The following is a 13,070-nucleotide window of genomic DNA, read 5'->3' as shown; positions in this document are numbered from 1 at the left end:
CCGAACGCAGGCATTGCGCAGTGGGCATCCCGGCATGGATGCCGGGATAGCCGCGCTGGGCCATGGATGGCCCTTCGCGGCGGGCCCACGGAGCAATGCCGGAGTGAGGGCATGCCGAGCCTAAGCGAGGCACCGAGTGGTGGGGCAAAGCGCTTTTGGTTACTTTTGGCTGGTCCGGCTCCCGGCTCTTCCAAAAGTGACCCGCTGTAAGAGCGGAACCCTAAGCCGCCGTTACCGCAGCAACGGATATGTACTCAATCAACAAAATCCAGGCCACCTGTCAGGCCGCCTTCGCGAGCAAGCTCGCTCCCACAAAGGAACTTGGGTGACCACAGGTTTTGTGTTCACAGCAGATCCAATGTGGGAGCGAGCATGCTCCCGATGGCATCAGCAGAACCACCGCTTCAACCTCTGGACAGCCGATAAACACGCTCATCCAACCGTTTCACACCCGCCTGCAAAAACTTCCAGCTCTCCCCCAGTACATCCTGCTCCTGCAACACCTCCAACTGCCAGACACCTCCCAGCAACCGCTGCACCTCATCATCCCCGACGGAAAACGGTGGGCCAGGCATTTCATCCTGGTTGTAATCCAAGGTAATCAACAAGCCGACCCCATCGGGCAAGATCTTCTGCAGATGAGCCGCGTACCGTTCGCGCATCGGAAGGGGCAACGCGATTAATGCAGCGCGGTCGTACAGGGCCGTGCAATCGGCCACATCCTGCGGGTCCAGGGCAAAGAAATCACCGCAGCGAATCTCGATATCACCGGCACGGAACACCCTGAAAGCGCCCTCTTCACTTACAACCGCCTCAAGCTGATGCTCAAGGAAAAAATCCGTGGCGGCTTTTTCCGACAACTCCACGCCCAGCACCGAATAGCCCTGATGAGCCAGCCACAGCAGATCCAGGCTTTTGCCACACAACGGCACCAGCACCCGACTGCCCTGGGCCAAGCCCAATTGCGGCCAGAAACGTTGCAGGTAGGGGTTCACCTCCGGCAAGTGAAAACCAATCTGGTTCGATGACCAGCGCTTGTGCCAAAAATCGGGCTCCATGATTCACTCCAAGAAATTCGATAAAAACGGGCTAAAACTTATATTAGATTTAGATCATTGACCTGATGGAAGATGACCCCATCTTAACGCTCAGGAGTCCCTTCATGCTGCCCAGCCTGTTTATCTCCCATGGCTCACCGATGCTCGCCCTGGAGCCCGGCGACAGCGGTCCGGCATTGGCTCGCCTGGCCGCTCAGTTGCCCAAGCCCAAGGCCATCGTCATCGTGTCCGCCCACTGGGAAAGCAACGAACTGCTGGTCAGCGCCAATCCGCAGCCGCGCACCTGGCACGACTTCGGCGGCTTTCCACCAGCCCTGTATGAGGTGCAATACCCCGCGCCTGGCGATCCTCAACTGGCGGCGCAAGTCGCTGCCATGCTCAACACCGCGAACCTGCCGGCACGCCTCGACCCTCAACGGCCGTCCGACCATGGCGTCTGGGTGCCATTGTCTTTGATGTACCCCGAGGCCGACATCCCGGTGGTGCAGGTTTCCCTGCCCAGCCGCCAGGGACCGACACTGCAGACACAGGTCGGCCAGGCCCTGGCGAGCCTGCGTCAGCAGGGCATCTTGCTGATCGGTTCCGGCAGCATCACCCATAACCTGCGTGACCTGGACTGGAACGCCGGCCCCGACAGCATCGAGCCCTGGGCCAAGGCCTTTCGCGATTGGATGGTTGAGAAGCTGGCGGCCGACGACGAGGCTGCGCTGCATGATTACCGTCGCCAGGCGCCGAACGCCGTGCGCAGCCACCCCAGCGATGAGCACTTGCTGCCGCTGTATTTTGCCCGGGGTGCGGGGGGCAAGTTCAGCATCGCCCATGCGGGGTTCACGATGGGGACGCTGGGGATGGACATCTATCGGTTCGATTGACCGGGTCGCTTCAATCGCGAGCAAGCTCGCTCCCACATTGGATTTTCTGTGGGAGCGAGCTTGCTCGCGATTGGCCTCCACACCACTTTCCATGACAGAACACCAAACGACAGGCATAAAAAATCCCCGAACCAGTCGGGGATTTTTCATGTTCGATCAATCAGCCCAAGAGCCGATCAATCTTCGCGATAGCGACGCAGCTTGAGCTGCTTGCCAGCCACACGGGTGTCTTTCAGCTTGGTCAGCAACTTCTCCAGACCATCTTCCGGCAGCTCTACCAGGCTGAAGCTGTCACGCACCTGGATGCGGCCGATCGCTTCGCGGGCCAGGCCGCCTTCGTTAAGGATGGCACCCAGCAGGTTCTTGGCAGCGATGCCGTCACGGGCACCCAGCGCGGTACGGCAACGAGCACGACCTTCGGCCAGCGGGATCGGAGCACGACGCTCGCGATCACCACGGTCCGGACGATCACCGGTGCGCTCAGGACGATCGCCACGCGGTGCGTTGTTCGGCACCAGGGGACGTTCCTTCTCGATTGCAGCCAGGTTCAGCGCTTGGCCATTGGTGGCCTTGCGCAGCAGTGCGGCGGCCAGGGCGCGTGGGGTGCAACCGATGTCGGCGGTCAGGCGATCGAGCAGATCACCGTGGGTCGATTCGGCGTCAGCCACCAGTGGCGACAGGCTGTTGGTCAGTTTCTTGATGCGAGCATCGAGAACGGCCTGGGCGTCCGGCAGGCGAACTTCAGCCACCTTCTGGCCAGTTACACGCTCGATCACTTGCAGCATGCGACGCTCACGCGGGGTGACCAGCAGCAGCGCACGGCCTTCGCGACCGGCACGGCCAGTACGGCCGATACGGTGAACGTAGGATTCCGGATCGTACGGCATGTCCACGTTGAACACGTGGGTGATGCGCGGAACGTCCAGGCCACGGGCAGCAACGTCGGTCGCCACAACGATGTCCAGGCGGCCATCCTTGAGGGAGTCGATCACGCGCTCACGCTGGTTCTGGGCAATGTCACCGTTCAGCGCAGCGGCTTTGTAGCCTTTGGCTTCCAGGGCGCTGGCCAGGTCCAGGGTCGCTTGCTTGGTGCGCACGAACATGATCAGGGCGTCGAAGTCTTCCACTTCCAGCAAGCTGAGAACGGCAGACGTCTTCTGGTCAGCGTGAACCAACAGGTGAGCCTGTTCGATCGCGGTGACGGTCTGGGTCTTGGTCTGGATCTTCACGTGTTGCGGATCGCGCAGGTGGCGCTCGGCAATGGCACGGATCGATTGCGGCAGGGTAGCCGAGAACAATACAGTCTGGCGGGTCGCTGGCAGGGCCTTGAAGATGACTTCCAGGTCATCCATGAAACCCAGCTTGAGCATTTCGTCGGCTTCGTCGAGAACCAGGTGGTTCACGGTAGCCAGGACTTTTTCGTCACGACGCAGGTGATCGCACAGACGACCCGGAGTGGCGACAACGATCTGCGCGCCATTACGGATGGCTTTCAGTTGTGGGCCCATCGGGGCACCGCCGTAAACGGCCACAACAGTAACGCCAGGCATCTGCTTGGAATAGGTTTCGAAAGCGGTTGCTACTTGCAGCGCCAACTCACGAGTTGGCGCCAGGATCAGGGCTTGCGGTTCGCGCTTGGCAGGATCGATGCGATGCAGGATCGGCAGGGCGAACGCAGCGGTTTTACCCGTACCGGTTTGCGCCTGGCCAATCATGTCGTGGCCGGCCATGATGATCGGGATCGATTGCTGCTGAATCGCCGAAGGTTCTTCGTAGCCGGTCGCAGTGACGGCAGCAAGAATGTTCGGGTTGAGATTAAAAGCGGCGAAGCCGCCGGTTTCCTGGGTCATGGGTCTGCCTCTAAGTGCATCCGCAAAGACCCATGCTCCAAAGCTGCGCGTGCCGTGTTGAGACTCAAGAGTCGCCCTGGCTGCTTTGTCGGCGGGGATTTGCGAAAACGAATGAATGAAAAAGAACGTCGTGGAAGCATCCGTTGTGCGGACATGCAACCGAAGCTGACTTCGGGGAATTGCGCTACCTTGACGCGGCCCGGCTAAAGGCCGGCGCGCACTATACCGGAATTCGCCCAGAAAGGGAGCTTTTTTTATTGCCAAACACCGTTATGGGGCTCGCTGTCACAAGGCCTTGGGACAGCGAGCTAAAACGATTCACCTCCACACGTCTTCGCCCTTGTGGCGAGGGAGCTTGCTCCCGCTCGGCTGCGAAGCAGACGCCTGGGTTGATATCTGAAATCGAAGGGCCGCTTCGCGACCCAGCGGGAGCAAGCTCCCTCGCCACAGGGGCATTCACTTGCCACAAGGACTTATGGCTTTGCTCGATCAGGTCGCCGGGCGGATGGCCTTGATCAACGACTGCAACGAATAACCCAGTCGCGGCGCCAGCCCTTCGGCCCTGGCGACCAGTCCTTGCATGTCCAGCTCCTGATCCAGGTCCGCCGGCACGATGAGGATCACATTGCCCTCCTTCACCGGCAGCTCCCAATAATGCCGGTGGTACAAGCCGCGCAACAGCGCCGCCCCCAATGGCTTGCCGTCATCGGTGGCCCACTGGTTGATCACCAGCCAGCCGCCCGGGTTGAGGCGTTTCTGGCAATTTTCCAGGAAGCCCCAGGCCAGGTGCCCGACGCCGGGACCGACATCGGTATAGAGGTCGACGAAAATCAGGTCCGCCGGCTCGGCGCTTTCAAGCAGTTCCAGTGCATCGCCGACGCGGATGTACAGCCGCGGATCGTCATCCAGCCCCAGGTATTCGATGGCCAGGCGCGGCACGTCGGGGCGCAATTCGATGGCCTCGACATCTTCCAACGGCAGGAACTTGAGGCAGGCCTGGGTCAACGTACCAGCGCCCAGCCCCAGAAACAGCGCACTTTCCGGCTGCTCGTGACACAACGCGCCGATGAGCATGGCGCGGGTATAGTCATATTCGAGCCAGCTCGGATCGGCTGTGAACACGCAACTCTGCTCGATGGCATCGCCAAACTCGAGAAACCGGTAATCGGCCACTTCGAATACGCGAATCATGCCGAACTCGTCGTGCACCTCGGCGAGCAAATGCTCGACGCGCTCCTCTGTCATTTCATCTCCTGATGGTGGCCGTGCCGGCTTGAGCCTGCGAATACGGGACAAAGGCGCGATTGTCCGCGAAGCAACCGGAGCAGGTCACGCACTAATTTGCTGATAACATGGCCGTCCGAGCGTAAATCACCTAGAGATCATGATGAGCCAACCCTGGAGCCCTGACAGCTGGCGCGCCCTGCCGATCCAGCAACAACCCCGCTACCCCGACGCCGCGCACCTGTTGCAGGTGGAGCAGACCCTGGCCAGTTATCCGCCACTGGTGTTTGCCGGTGAAGCCCGGGAGTTGCGCCGTCAGTTCGCCGAGGTGACCCAGGGCCGGGCGTTCCTGCTGCAAGGCGGCGACTGCGCCGAAAGCTTTGCCGAGTTCTCGGCGGCCAAGATCCGCGACACCTTCAAGGTGCTCTTGCAGATGGCGATCGTCATGACCTTTGCCGCCGGCTGCCCGGTGGTCAAGGTCGGGCGCATGGCCGGGCAGTTCGCCAAGCCGCGCTCAGCCAACGACGAAACCATTGACGGCGTGACCTTGCCGGCCTACCGGGGCGATATCGTCAACGGCATCGGTTTCGACGAGAAAAGCCGCGTACCGGACCCGGAGCGGTTGCTGCAGTCCTACCACCAGTCCACCGCCACCTTGAACCTGCTGCGCGCCTTCGCCCAGGGCGGGTTCGCCGACCTGCACCAGGTGCACAAGTGGAACCTGGACTTCATCGCCAATTCAGCCCTGGCGGAAAAGTACAGCCACCTGGCCGACCGCATCGACGAAACCCTGGCATTCATGCGCGCCTGCGGCATGGACAGCTCGCCGCAACTGCGCGAAACCAGCTTTTTCACTGCCCACGAAGCATTGCTGCTCAATTACGAAGAAGCCTTCGTGCGCCGTGACAGCCTGACCAACGATTATTACGACTGCTCGGCCCACATGCTGTGGATCGGCGACCGCACCCGTCAGTTGGACGGCGCCCATGTCGAATTCCTGCGCGGGGTGAACAACCCGATCGGGGTCAAGGTCGGCCCGAGCATGGACCCGGACGACCTGATCCGCCTGATCGACGTGCTCAACCCGCAGAACGACCCCGGCCGACTGAACCTGATCGCCCGGATGGGCGCCAACAAGGTCGGCGAACACTTGCCGCCGCTGTTGCGCGCCGTGCAGCGTGAAGGCAAGCAAGTGCTGTGGAGCTCCGACCCGATGCACGGCAACACCATCAAGGCCAGCAGCGGCTACAAGACCCGCGACTTTGCGCAGATCCTCGGTGAAGTGAAGCAGTTCTTCCAGGTCCACGAAGCCGAAGGCACCTATGCCGGCGGGATTCACATCGAAATGACCGGGCAAAACGTCACCGAATGCATCGGCGGCGCGCGCCCGATTACCGAGGACGGGCTATCGGACCGCTACCACACCCACTGCGACCCGCGGATGAATGCCGATCAGTCGCTGGAGCTGGCGTTTTTGATTGCCGAAACCTTGAAGCAGGTTCGGCGGTAGGTTCTTCTTCGCCGGTTCAATCGCTTCGCGAGCAAGCTCGCTCCCACATTGGATCGGCGGTGAACACAAAACTTGTGGTCACCCAAGATCCCTTGCGGGAGCGAGCTTGCTCGCGAAGGCGTCGGCTCAGTCACCCTCGATCTGGGCCAATGCCACCGCCAACCGCCCCCCACTCACCCGCTGACAATTGAGCTGGACCCGCTCCAGCCCCAGCCACCGGGCCATGCGCCTCAAGTTCAGCGCCAGGGCCTGCATCCCCTCCTCGTCCAGCCCCGACGCATCCTCGTGCACGGCATGCACGGCCAACTGCCCCAAGGCCCGTTCTGCCCGCAGGTCCACCCGGGCGGCAATGCGTTCGTGGTGCAGGAACGGCAACACGTAATAGCCATACACCCGCTTGTGCACGGGGGTGTAGATCTCCAGCCGGTAGCGAAAGTCGAACAACCGCTCGGTACGGCCGCGCTCCCAGACCAGCGAGTCGAACGGCGACAGCAAGGCACTGGCGGCGACCTTGCGAGGTACTTTCGCCGCGGGTCGGCACCAGGCCGGTTGCTTCCAGCCCTGCACCTGGCAGCGCAGCAGCTCTCCGGCCTCCTCCAACTCAGCCAGGCGCCCGCGACAGTCGGCCGGACCGAGGCGAAAGTAGTCGCGCAGGTCTTTCTCGGTGGCAATGCCCAAGGCGTCGGCAGCATGCACCAGCAAGCCGCGTTGGGCCTGGGCCTCGTCCGGCAACGGTTGCTGCAGGATCGCGGCCGGCAGTACCCGTTCGGGCAAGTCGTAGAGCCGCTCGAACCCGCGTCGCCCAGCCACCGTGACTTCGCCCGCGGCGAACAGCCATTCCAGCGCATGTTTCTCCGCGCTCCAGTCCCACCACGGCCCGGCCTTTTCCTTGCGCGTAGACAAACTGCCAGCACCCAGGGCGCCCTGTTCCTGGACCGCGGCCAGGACGCGGCGGATGACATCCTGGCGTTCTTGGCCGAAACGCGCCAATTGCTGGTAGATCCCTTCGCCACCCGAAGCCCGATCCATGCGCCAGCGCATCAGCGGATACATCGACATCGGCAGCAGCGACGCTTCGTGCCCCCAATATTCGAACAGCGTGCGACGTCGGCCCTGGCTCCAGGCGGCTTGATCGAGCAAATCGCGATTGTAGTGACCGAGGCGGGAGAACAGCGGGAGGTAATGCGAGCGCACCAACGCATTGACTGAGTCGATCTGCAGGACGCCGAGGCGTTCGATCAGACGGTTGAGGCGTGAGGGTTGCACCGAAGCTGGCGGTGAGCGCCCATCGAATCCTTGGGCGGCCAACGCCAGACGCCGGGCCTGTTTGAGGGTAAAGGACAGAGTCGCGGGCATGAAGATCTCCTTGTCTGCTCGCAACCTACCTCACCAATAAGGGGTTTGTGTAGGAAAGGATGGCTCATTTGTGCATTGGGTCGTCCCAGAATGGCCGAACCACTTCCTGCTCCACGTCGGCACGACTCACACCAATGTCCTTGAGCGCCTCGTCACTCATTCCGGCCAGCAGTTCGCGTTCGTGGTGCAATTCGTACCAGCGACTAAACTTGTGCAGCAGGGCGCTGACGGAAAAGCCGTGGGAGAGTTTGTCTATCAGTAGATAACCTTTTTGACCTTTCATCGTGATGTCCTCCGTTGGGGATGGATCAAGTCTCGCGCTAACGATAAGATCAATCCAACGAATGTTTCTTATGCAATACATCTCGGAGATTGATCAATTGTCGAGTTACCCGAGCATCGATACGGAAGTGCTGCGTACCTTTGTCGCCATCGCCGACCAGGGCGGTTTCACCCGGGCCGGGGAATTGGTCAATCGCACCCAGTCTGCCGTCAGCATGCAGATGAAGCGGCTGGAAGAAGACGTGTTGCAACGCCGGCTGTTCGAGCGTGATGGGCGCCAGGTCAAGCTCACCGCTGAAGGCCAGGTGCTGTTGGGTTACGCGCGACGGATCCTCAAGCTGCACAGCGAGGTGTTCAATACCCTGCGCGAACCGCACATGGTCGGCACGGTGCGCATCGGCACGCCGGACGATTACGTGATGCGCTTCCTGCCAGGCATCCTGCAGCGCTTCGCTCAGTTCTACCCGCTGATCGAAATTGAAGTGCACTGCGAATCGTCCAAGCAGTTGCTGCTGCGCCAGGACCTGGACCTGTCCATCGTCACCCGCAAACCCGGGGACGAAATCGGCCAGTTGCTGCGCAAGGAGCGCTTTGTCTGGGCCGAAGCCGCCTGCTTCAACGTCCATGAACAAACACCGCTGCCGCTGGCGATGTTCAACAGTGACTGTTTCTGCCGGCAATGGGCCTGCAATGCGCTGGATGCCATGGGCCGCGATTATCGCGTGGCATACAACAGTTCGAGCCTGTCGGCGCTCATGGCGGTGGTGGGCGCCGGCCTGGCAATCACGGCGCAACTGGAAAGCCTGCTGACCCCGGACATGCGCGTACTGGGCGAGGCTGAAGACCTGCCGGAACTGCCCGAGGCCAGCATCATGCTGATCCGCAACCTGCATAACCCATCGCCGATCACCGAGTGCCTGGCCGAGCACATCGTCGAAGGCTTCAAACTTTAAAGGCGAGTAGCACCGCGCAGAGCACCAGGAAACCGCAGAACAGCCCGCGCAACAGCCGCTCCGGCAAGGCGTGGGCGACTTTCACCCCCCAACTGATGCTCAGCAAGCCTCCGACGGCCAACGGCAGGCCGATGCTCCAGTCCACTTCGTGGTGAAACGCATACGTGGCGAGGGTCACGCCGGTACTGGGCAAGGCCAGCGCCAGGGACAAGCCTTGGGCAACCACCTGGGTGGTGCCAAAAATGCTGGTCAGGATCGGCGTGGCGACAACAGCCCCGCCGACACCGAACAGACCGCCCATGGTGCCGGACGCCGCCCCCAGCACAGCGAGCCATGGCCAGCCATAACGCATCTGCGCCGAAGCCGGTGCGTTGGCGGCGAACATGCGGACCAGATTGTAGAGTGTCAGCGCGATCAGGAACGCGACGAAGCCGATCCGCATGCTGTTCGCGTCGATCCCCACGGCCCAGATCGAACCCAGCCAGGCAAAGCAGAAACCCATGCAAGCCAACGGCAGGACATGGCGCAATTCGATGCGATTGCGCTGGTGATAACGCCACAACGCGAGCATCACATTGGGCACCACCATGACCAGCGCCGTACCCTGGGCAAGTTGCTGGTCGAGGCCGAACCAGACGCCCAGCACCGGAATGGCAATCAGGCCGCCACCGATCCCGAACAATCCCCCTAGCGTGCCCAACACGGCACCAAACACCAAAAACAGCACAAATTCGAACAAGACGATTCCCCTTTCCTTAGGGGCCTTATCCTACGCAGTCGGCGCCAGCGGGGAAACGTAACATCGGTTCAGGGCATCAGAATTATCTGGCGCATTAAAGATTCGCCCGCTAGATTCGTAACGATCATTGATTGAAGGTTTTGCCATGAACACCCTGCGCGACACCCCCGAAGCCTGCGAAGCCCTGCTGCTCGACAACCAGGTCTGTTTCGCCCTGCACTCCACCTCGCTGCTGATGACCAAAGTCTACAAGCCGCTGCTACAGGCTCTTGGCCTGACGTATCCGCAATACCTGGCGATGATGGTGTTGTGGGAAAAGGATGGTTTGACCGTCGGTGAAATCAGCACGCGCCTGCTGACAGACCCCGGCTCGCTGACGCCACTGCTCAAGCGCCTGGAGGCCGAAGGCCTGCTGAGCCGCACCCGCAGCCGTGAAGACGAACGCGTAGTGATTGTCGAACTCACCGAACAGGGCCGCGCCCTGCGCGAAAAAGCCCTCGACATCCCCCAGTGCATCCTCGCTGCCAGCGGCCTGACCCTGGAGCAGCTGAAGAAGCTGCAACTTGACCTGCAGGCACTGCGCGGGCATTTGCAAGACAGCCTCTGACTTACCTCCACCTGACCCACCGCTATCGCGAGCAAGCTCGCTCCCACACTTGATGCTCAGACGCAAATCTAATGTGGGAGCGAGCTTGCTCGCGATGGCGGCAGTCCTGCCGCTCCCTGATCTGTAACTCGCCCATCTAAATTTTTTTTTCTGCGCTGAAACGCTCTAGCTCAATGGTTACACGCCCTTTCGGCGGCGCAAATTCAACTCGCCTCGAAAATTTATCTTGCGCGCAAAATATTAGCGCTATACATTCGCTTCACACCTACTTAGCGCGCAAACATTTAGCGCAAAAACACCAACCCAGAAGCGAGGCTCTCATCATGCAAACTCTCTACACCGCAATCGCAACCTCCACCGGCGGCCGTGATGGTCGTGCGATCTCCAGTGACAATATCCTCGACGTCAAACTCGCCACGCCCAAGGAACTCGGTGGTGCAGGCGGTGCGGCGACCAACCCTGAGCAACTGTTCGCCGCCGGCTACTCGGCCTGCTTCATCGGCGCACTGAAATTCGTTGCCAGCCAAAGCAAACGCAAGATCCCGGACGACGCCTCGATTACCGCCCATGTCGGCATCGGCCAGATCCCCGGCGGTTTCGGCCTCGACATCGACCTGCACATCAGCCTGCCAGGGCTGGACCAGGCCGACGCGCAAAGCCTGGTGGATGCGGCTCACCAAGTCTGCCCGTACTCCAACGCCACCCGCGGCAACGTTGATGTGCGCCTGCACGTCACCGTCTGACCACCGACCCTGGACCCGAACCTAAGGAGATGCACATGAACACGCTCAGCAAAGCCTTTGCCGGTACCCTTCTCGCCCTCAGCGTCAGCAGTGCCTTCGCCGACGGCATCGTCGAACACAACACCCAGGCGTTTCTCGACGTGCTGAATGCCGGCACTGGCAAGCCCCTGGAGCAACTGTCGCCCAAGGACGCTCGCGCCGTACTGGTGGGCGCCCAGGCGGGGGTGAAACTGACCTTGCCCAAGGCCGACGTCAGCGAGAAAACCATCCAGGTCGATGGCCAGCCGATCAGCCTGACCATCGTTCGCCCGGCGGGGGTCAAGGGTGAGTTGCCCGTGTTCATGTTCTTCCACGGCGGTGGCTGGGTATTGGGTGACTTCCCGACCCACGAACGCCTGGTTCGGGATCTGGTGGCGGGCTCGGGCGCTGTCGCGGTGTTCGTCAACTACACGCCCTCACCCGAGGCGCATTACCCGGTGGCGATCAACCAGGCCTACGCCGCCACGAAATGGGTGGCCGAACACGGCAAGCAGATCAACGTCGACGGCAAGCGCCTGGCCGTGGTGGGCAACAGCGTCGGCGGCAACATGGCGGCGGTCGTGGCCCTGATGGCGAAGGACAAAGGCACGCCGGCGATCCGTTTCCAGGCGTTGCTGTGGCCGGTGACCGATGCCAGCTTCGAGACGGCCTCCTACAACCAGTTCGCCGAAGGGCACTTCCTCAGTAAAAACCTGATGAAGTGGTTCTGGGACAACTACACCACCGATGCCGGGCAACGCAGCGAGATCTATGCCTCGCCGCTGCGCGCCAGCACCGCACAACTCAAGGGCCTGCCGCCCGCGCTGGTACAAACCGCCGAGGCCGACGTCTTGCGTGATGAAGGTGAAGCCTATGCCCGCAAGCTGGACGCGGCCGGTGTACCCGTCACGGCCGTACGCTACAACGGCATGATCCACGACTATGGCTTGCTCAACGTGGTCAGCCAGGTGCCCGCGGTACGTTCGGCGATGCTGCAGGCGTCGCAGGAGCTCAAGCAACACCTGAAGTGACTGCACGCCAAAGCTTTTGTGGCGAGGGAGCTTGCTCCCGCTCGGCTGCGCTGTAGGAGCTGCCGAAGGCTGCGATCTTTTAACCTTTCGCTGAAACTCAAGTGTCTGGGAAGATCGCAGCCTCGCTTCGCTCGACAGCTCCTACAGGCCCAGCGGGAGCAAGCTCCCTCGCCACGGGGATTTGGTGTGTAGTCCTGAAATAAAAAAGCCCGACTCAATGGTCGGGCTTTTTCATACACAAGGCTTCGCTTATTTAGCGCGGCCTTTGTAGGAACCGCCTTCGCGGGTATCGATCTCGATCATGTCGCCGATTTCGATGAAGTCAGCTACCGACAGCTCGGTACCGTTCTTCAGTTTGGCAGGCTTCATCACCTTGCCGGAAGTGTCACCGCGAGCGGAGCCTTCGGTGTAGTCAACCTGACGCACGATGGTGGTCGGCAGCTCTACGGAAACCAGGCGCTCTTCGAAGAAGATGGCTTCGCAGACATCGGTCATGCCTTCTTCAACGAACGGCAGAACGCTTTCGATGTCTTCGGCGTTCAGCTCGTACATGGTGTAGTCAGTGGTGTCCATGAACGTGTAGGTGTCGCCGCTGATGAAGGACAGGGTCGCTTCTTTGCGGTCGAGGATCACGTCGTCCAGTTTGTCGTCGGCGCTGTAGACGATCTCGGTCTTGTAACCGGTCAGCAGGTTCTTCAGCTTGGTCTTCATGATCGCGCTGTTACGACCCGACTTGGTGAACTCAGCTTTCTGAACCAGCCAAGGATCGTTTTCGAGACGGATCACGGTCCCGGGTTTCAGTTCTTTACCAGTTTTCATTGCGAATA

13 protein-coding genes are annotated in these 13,070 nt (G+C 61.0%); 6 read left to right on the top strand and 7 right to left on the bottom strand.

Annotated elements, in window-relative coordinates; translation table 11 throughout:
- Positions 1 to 404: 404 nt before the first annotated feature.
- Positions 405 to 1,058 (bottom strand): thiopurine S-methyltransferase, encoded by a 654-nt coding sequence (locus tag AB4Z20_RS26310; protein ID WP_258690618.1) that lies wholly within the window; start codon positions 1,056 to 1,058, stop codon positions 405 to 407.
- Between the two features lie 104 nt (positions 1,059 to 1,162).
- On the opposite strand from AB4Z20_RS26310, the gene AB4Z20_RS26305 reads away from it, so the two are divergent.
- Positions 1,163 to 1,930, top strand: a complete 768-nt coding sequence (locus AB4Z20_RS26305; RefSeq protein ID WP_442090979.1) for a DODA-type extradiol aromatic ring-opening family dioxygenase — start codon at positions 1,163 to 1,165, stop codon at positions 1,928 to 1,930.
- Positions 1,931 to 2,106: 176 nt separating this feature from the next.
- On the opposite strand, the gene AB4Z20_RS26300 is transcribed toward AB4Z20_RS26305, so the two are convergent.
- Positions 2,107 to 3,780 carry a DEAD/DEAH box helicase gene (locus AB4Z20_RS26300; RefSeq protein WP_014337279.1) on the bottom strand — a complete coding sequence of 558 codons (1,674 nt, stop codon included), beginning with the start codon at positions 3,778 to 3,780 and terminating at the stop codon, positions 2,107 to 2,109.
- A gap of 489 nt (positions 3,781 to 4,269) precedes the next feature.
- Positions 4,270 to 5,025, bottom strand: a complete 756-nt coding sequence (locus AB4Z20_RS26295; RefSeq protein ID WP_003199402.1) for a spermidine synthase — start codon at positions 5,023 to 5,025, stop codon at positions 4,270 to 4,272.
- A gap of 142 nt (positions 5,026 to 5,167) precedes the next feature.
- Here AB4Z20_RS26295 and AB4Z20_RS26290 point away from each other — a divergent pair, with 142 nt between their 5' ends.
- A complete protein-coding gene (locus AB4Z20_RS26290) occupies positions 5,168 to 6,514 on the top strand; it encodes a class II 3-deoxy-7-phosphoheptulonate synthase (protein WP_003199400.1) in 1,347 nt (448 codons plus the stop codon).
- Between the two features lie 126 nt (positions 6,515 to 6,640).
- On the opposite strand, the gene AB4Z20_RS26285 is transcribed toward AB4Z20_RS26290, so the two are convergent.
- Positions 6,641 to 7,870 (bottom strand): winged helix-turn-helix domain-containing protein, encoded by a 1,230-nt coding sequence (locus tag AB4Z20_RS26285; protein WP_253472682.1) that lies wholly within the window; start codon positions 7,868 to 7,870, stop codon positions 6,641 to 6,643.
- A gap of 64 nt (positions 7,871 to 7,934) precedes the next feature.
- Positions 7,935 to 8,153, bottom strand: a complete 219-nt coding sequence (locus AB4Z20_RS26280; RefSeq protein WP_003199394.1) for a DUF1127 domain-containing protein — start codon at positions 8,151 to 8,153, stop codon at positions 7,935 to 7,937.
- Between the two features lie 97 nt (positions 8,154 to 8,250).
- On the opposite strand from AB4Z20_RS26280, the gene AB4Z20_RS26275 reads away from it, so the two are divergent.
- Positions 8,251 to 9,105, top strand: a complete 855-nt coding sequence (locus tag AB4Z20_RS26275) for a LysR substrate-binding domain-containing protein (RefSeq protein WP_027912697.1) — start codon at positions 8,251 to 8,253, stop codon at positions 9,103 to 9,105.
- Here AB4Z20_RS26275 and AB4Z20_RS26270 read toward each other — a convergent pair.
- Entirely contained in the window at positions 9,095 to 9,844 is a 750-nt protein-coding gene (locus AB4Z20_RS26270; protein WP_442090977.1) for a sulfite exporter TauE/SafE family protein, read from the bottom strand. The genes AB4Z20_RS26275 and AB4Z20_RS26270 overlap by 11 nt on opposite strands.
- A 145-nt stretch (positions 9,845 to 9,989) precedes the next feature.
- Between AB4Z20_RS26270 and AB4Z20_RS26265 the strand changes: the two genes are divergently transcribed.
- The 3 genes from AB4Z20_RS26265 (at position 9,990) to AB4Z20_RS26255 (ending at position 12,243) form a co-directional block, all read left to right on the top strand.
- Entirely contained in the window at positions 9,990 to 10,451 is a 462-nt protein-coding gene (locus AB4Z20_RS26265) for a MarR family winged helix-turn-helix transcriptional regulator (RefSeq protein WP_003199391.1), read from the top strand.
- Between the two features lie 323 nt (positions 10,452 to 10,774).
- Entirely contained in the window at positions 10,775 to 11,194 is a 420-nt protein-coding gene (locus tag AB4Z20_RS26260) for an organic hydroperoxide resistance protein (RefSeq protein ID WP_003199389.1), read from the top strand.
- 35 nt (positions 11,195 to 11,229) lie between these two features.
- Complete coding sequence (locus AB4Z20_RS26255; protein WP_253472676.1) at positions 11,230 to 12,243, top strand: alpha/beta hydrolase; 1,014 nt, start codon at positions 11,230 to 11,232, stop codon at positions 12,241 to 12,243.
- Positions 12,244 to 12,492: 249 nt separating this feature from the next.
- Here AB4Z20_RS26255 and AB4Z20_RS26250 read toward each other — a convergent pair whose 3' ends face one another.
- Positions 12,493 to 13,062 carry an elongation factor P gene (locus AB4Z20_RS26250; RefSeq protein WP_160388943.1) on the bottom strand — a complete coding sequence of 190 codons (570 nt, stop codon included), beginning with the start codon at positions 13,060 to 13,062 and terminating at the stop codon, positions 12,493 to 12,495.
- Positions 13,063 to 13,070 lie beyond the last annotated feature (8 nt).

This window comes from Pseudomonas sp. KB_12, assembly GCF_052114545.1.
GTDB classification, from domain to species: domain Bacteria; phylum Pseudomonadota; class Gammaproteobacteria; order Pseudomonadales; family Pseudomonadaceae; genus Aquipseudomonas; species Aquipseudomonas brassicacearum.
Note: the sequence above shows the minus strand (reverse complement) of the source record. Positions and strands in the feature narration are given on the sequence as shown.